Annotated in this window: 3 protein-coding genes; all 3 read left to right on the forward strand. The window is 58.0% G+C overall.

Going from position 1 to position 4,340, the window contains the following annotated elements; genetic code table 11:
- Positions 1–223: 223 nt before the first annotated feature.
- Positions 224–2,011, forward strand: a complete 1,788-nt coding sequence (locus tag VL547_RS21975; protein WP_325582053.1) for a sensor histidine kinase — start codon at positions 224–226, stop codon at positions 2,009–2,011.
- Positions 2,008–2,667 carry a response regulator transcription factor gene (locus tag VL547_RS21980; RefSeq protein WP_325582055.1) on the forward strand — a complete coding sequence of 220 codons (660 nt, stop codon included), beginning with the start codon at positions 2,008–2,010 and terminating at the stop codon, positions 2,665–2,667. Before VL547_RS21975 ends, VL547_RS21980 begins: the two co-directional genes overlap by 4 nt.
- Positions 2,668–2,745: 78 nt before the next feature.
- Positions 2,746–4,230 (forward strand): T9SS type A sorting domain-containing protein, encoded by a 1,485-nt coding sequence (locus VL547_RS21985; protein ID WP_325582057.1) that lies wholly within the window; start codon positions 2,746–2,748, stop codon positions 4,228–4,230.
- Positions 4,231–4,340 lie beyond the last annotated feature (110 nt).

The raw sequence follows: 4,340 nt of genomic DNA on the forward strand, positions 1-4,340 counted from the left end.
CGGATGCGTTTTAGCAACTGCCGGTCGGTCTGGGCTCTTCGGACAAAAAAGGCGTATAAGGACGAAAACATAGTAAAGCCTCCTGACAAGATATTATGAACGGGCGTACACTGAAAAAAATACCGTAATTTCCAATGGCCGGAGTTGTATTTGTTCAATGCTAATCGTCTAAATGCTTATGCCTGTTCCACTTATGCGATTTATACTGTGTGTGGGCTTATTGATGAACGTCATATCCGGAACCCGGGCGCAAAACACGAACGACCGTCTCCAGGCGCTCCTCCGGTCGCACGGTGCGCGCATGGTGGGAGACACGGATTATCTGAAGGGTGTGGACACGCTCGCCCCCCAATTGTTGAACGACGACAGCCTTCCCCAGGAGCTCTCCGTTTACCGTCAAATCGCTTTCCAGCCGTCGGTGCCCGCCCGGTTCCGGGTGAAATACTACAATTACCTCGCGCTCCATGCGGCCGCCAAGAACCGTTACGGGAGCGCCATCTACTATGCCCGGAAGAGCAACGAGGAAGCACAAAGAGCGGGACTCCAGGACGTCGGGCAAATGCGTCGCGACGACCTCTTTGCCATTTCAGTGTACTATATGGATCACGATTATCCCCGGGCCTTCGCGGTGTACGACAGCCTGAGAGCCCGTATACACGGGCTGGCCGCCCGGGTGTCCGTGGGAAAGGCCAGCCTGGAGGATGCCTACTTGGCGTTCAGCGTCCTGAATCAACTGGCCTATATTGGCTCCAGCGCCAGGAGGACCGACCTTGTCCAGGAAGCGGTCGCGGTCTCTCATGACCTCTTGGACAGCATCCGCCATCATCCTGGCGTCTGCGGGAAATACCTGACGTTTTACCGTTGTCTCGACCATCGCATCCAATTTGTCCGCGCCAGGGACAAGGGTTCGGCCGGCGACGCGTTGTCCTTCCTGGAAACGGCGATCACCGAGGTTGGTTTCTCTGACTTCCCCGCGTACAATCAGCCGTACTACACGTTCGATCTTTACCAGGACGCTTTTGATTTCTTTATCAAGGAGGGCTGGCGGGACAGCGCCCGCCGATACCTGGACTTGACCAGGGCCTTGCGGGTGGGCGTGGTCGACAACACGCCCCTGAAGACCACCTTTCTCCTCGATGGCTCCGCCCGGCTGGAAGCGTTGGCCGGGGATTACCCGTCGGCCTATAGCAACCTCCGGAAGGCTTATGATCAGCAAGACAGCGCGCTGAATGCTACCACCTCTGACAAGGACAACAACCTCTACGCGCTGGCGGAGGCCGAAAATACCCGGGCCGAGCTCGTCCGCCGGGAGGAGGATGCCAGGCGGATGGAGCAGGCCAACATCCTGTTGTACTTTGCCCTGGCTATCCTGTTGCTGCTGGTGCTTTCGGGATATTTCCTCCTGACCTCCCGGTCAAAACAACGCATGCTCCGGGTCAGGTTGGGGCTGGCCCGCAACTTTCACGACGAGATCGGCCCCATGCTGCTGTATGCCGGGACCCTCGTCAAAAAAGAAGCCGAGGAGCGGCCGTCGCCCCGCATGGAAGAGTTGAAGGGACACCTCGTCCACGTCATGGAGGCCGTTCGGGGTATAACCCACGACCTCAAGTCGAACGACCTCAGCACCGTGGGCAGCCTGGTCCGGGAGATCAACACCCTGCTGGAAAAGATCCGCGAGACGACCGCCATCGACTTCACGCTTCGCCAGCAGGGCGCCAACCGGGTGCTCAGCCACTTCCAGCATACCCACCTCAAAAAGATCATCAGCGAACTGATCAGCAATTCGATACGGCATTCCGGCTGTAGCCTCATCACGGTCAATTTCCATGTGGACAGCCGTCACCTCTCCATACAATATGCCGACAACGGTAAGGGGATCGAATCCCGGCAGGAAAACAAGGGGATCGGTTTGCAGAATGTAAAAGAAAGGATAGGTTTGCTGAATGGGACGATCCAACAGCACGACCAGGGCCCGGGATACGCCATCGATTTAAAAATACCGTTGCTATGACGCCGCATCAATCCTTGCTGGTGATCGATGACCACAACATGGTTGTCAATGGGATCAAGCTCCTGATCGGAGACCAATTCGCGCACTTTTACCACGCCAACGACGGAGGCGCGGGCATACAGCTTGCATTGAAGCACCATCCCCAGCTCGTCATCGTAGACTATATGCTCCCCGACATGACCGGCGAAGCCGTCACCCGGGAAGTCCGATACCACTGCCCCGGCGCGCGCATCCTCGGCTACTCCTTCAACATCAACGCCGCTTCCATCCTCAAAATGTTCGGCGCCGGCGTCAACGGTTATGTCATCAAGAGCGAAAACGACGACGAGTTCACCAAGGCCGTCGGGTACCTCCTGGAGGGCAAGGACTATTTCTGTAAGGAGGCCAGGAATCATATCATCAATCGGATTTCTCCTGAAGAGGACCACACCCGTCTGATGGTCGCCAACACCGAGTTCTCCGCCAAGGAGATCGAGATCATCCGCCTCATCTGCAAACAAAAGACCGCCCGGGAGATCGCCCAGACCGTCTACCTTTCCGAACGCACCGTCGAGCAATACCGCAGCAACATCTCCAAACGCATCGGCGCGAAAAATATGGCCGGAGTTATCAAGTTCGCCCTCCAATATGGGGTCATCGACCTCGAAGACCTTTGATTAGGGGAAAGTTAGGGCGCCTATTAGGTGTAACGTTAAGGCAGTCCCCTTTACTTAGGGTTCCAAAATACTGCCATAATGAAAAATCTTTTACTCCTCCTCCTTCTCACACCCCTGGCTGCAAGCGTGCAAGCACAATTCCAATTTACCTGGCAGGGGCAGGTGTATACGTACTATGGAACCCAGCTGAATGATCCATCGGCGCCGGATTACTACAATTACATCGCCGCGAACCCCAGTGCCCCCATATACGTTGTGACGCCTCCGCCCTTCAACGGGAGCTACAACTGCCATGCCTTTGCCTGGGCGAACAGTACGACGGTATGGGTGGAGAGCGCCAGCGGGAACAACAACACCTGCCCCCAGATATATTATAACGAGAGCCACTACTATGTCCAGGCGGAGAGCGAGAGCGACGCGGAGATCGCGGTGTACGGTCCCCCGAACGCCCCGACCCATTCCGCGGTGCGCCTGACCAACTCGCGCAACCCTCAGGCCCAGGGCTTCCTCGCCCAGTATCCTCAATACGCGGGGTGGTGGGTATCCAAATGGGATGGCGGACCGCTGGTGATCCACCGGCTGCAGGATTGTCCGTTCTATACCTCCAACCAGGCCCCCGTCCTATACCGTCAATATAACGACCAGGGCTTGAACCAAATTCCCGCGAGTAACTTCGTGGTCATTCCGGTCCCAGGCCAGGCGAGCCTGGTGTGCCCTTCCGGGACGCAGTTTGAGCTCGGGTACCAAACCGCCAGCGGCGTCGTCGCCATCGCAAACCCTGTCAGCTTTACGGTGACCTGGGGCGCCAGCAGCGGTATCTCGATCTCAAACACAACCGCCTATCCCGTGACGGCTTCATCGACCGGCAGCGGTTCAGGGGGATCCATTACCGCCACCCTCCACTTTCCCGACGGCACCTCCGGCGCAGCGACACCGCTCTCGAACATTTGGGTCGGTCTCCCCAACGCCGTCACGTCCATTTCCAACTCCCAATGGTCCGCCGGTGGTGCGGGCTACCAGACCATGACGGTATCCCAGTCCGGCGCCTATTTCTATGGCTGGCCCTTCAATGGAGCCGACGTGAACCCGCCGGGCAACATCGACAGCCACGGCGCCTCCAGCTATTCCTGGACCTGCAGTCCCAACATCTTTACCCCACAGCAGAACGTCTCCGACCGCCGCTACACCTATGGCGGTTTTAGCTCCTCCGGGTTCGCCACGATCTACATCCATGCTTCGAATGCCTGCGGCACCACCTCCGCGTATCAAGCCATTAACGTGACCTCCGGTTTCCTGGCCTATTCCCTATCGCCCAACCCGGCCAACACCGAGGTCGGCGTCACCGTCCACCCCGAAGCCCACGCCGGCGTCACCGCCGACCTAAGCTCCGCGACCACCTACACCGTCCGTATCATCGACGCCCTCGGCAAAACGTACTACGTCGGCAAACGAACCGGCCCCACATTCAATATCCCCACCCATACGTTACGCCCCGGCACCTACTTTCTGATCCTCGAATCCAACGGCAAGCGAGGCTCCCAATCCTTCATAGTCGCCCGCTAACCTTCCGCCGCCGGCTAACTTTCCGCGACCGGCTACGCTTCCGCCGCCGGCTTCGCTCGCGCGACCAGGCCTGCCGGCAAAATGGGAGGGGTCCTCAACGTTTTTTCTGT

The sequence above is a fragment of the Dinghuibacter sp. genome (assembly GCF_035492835.1).
Lineage (GTDB): Bacteria > Bacteroidota > Bacteroidia > Chitinophagales > Chitinophagaceae > Dinghuibacter.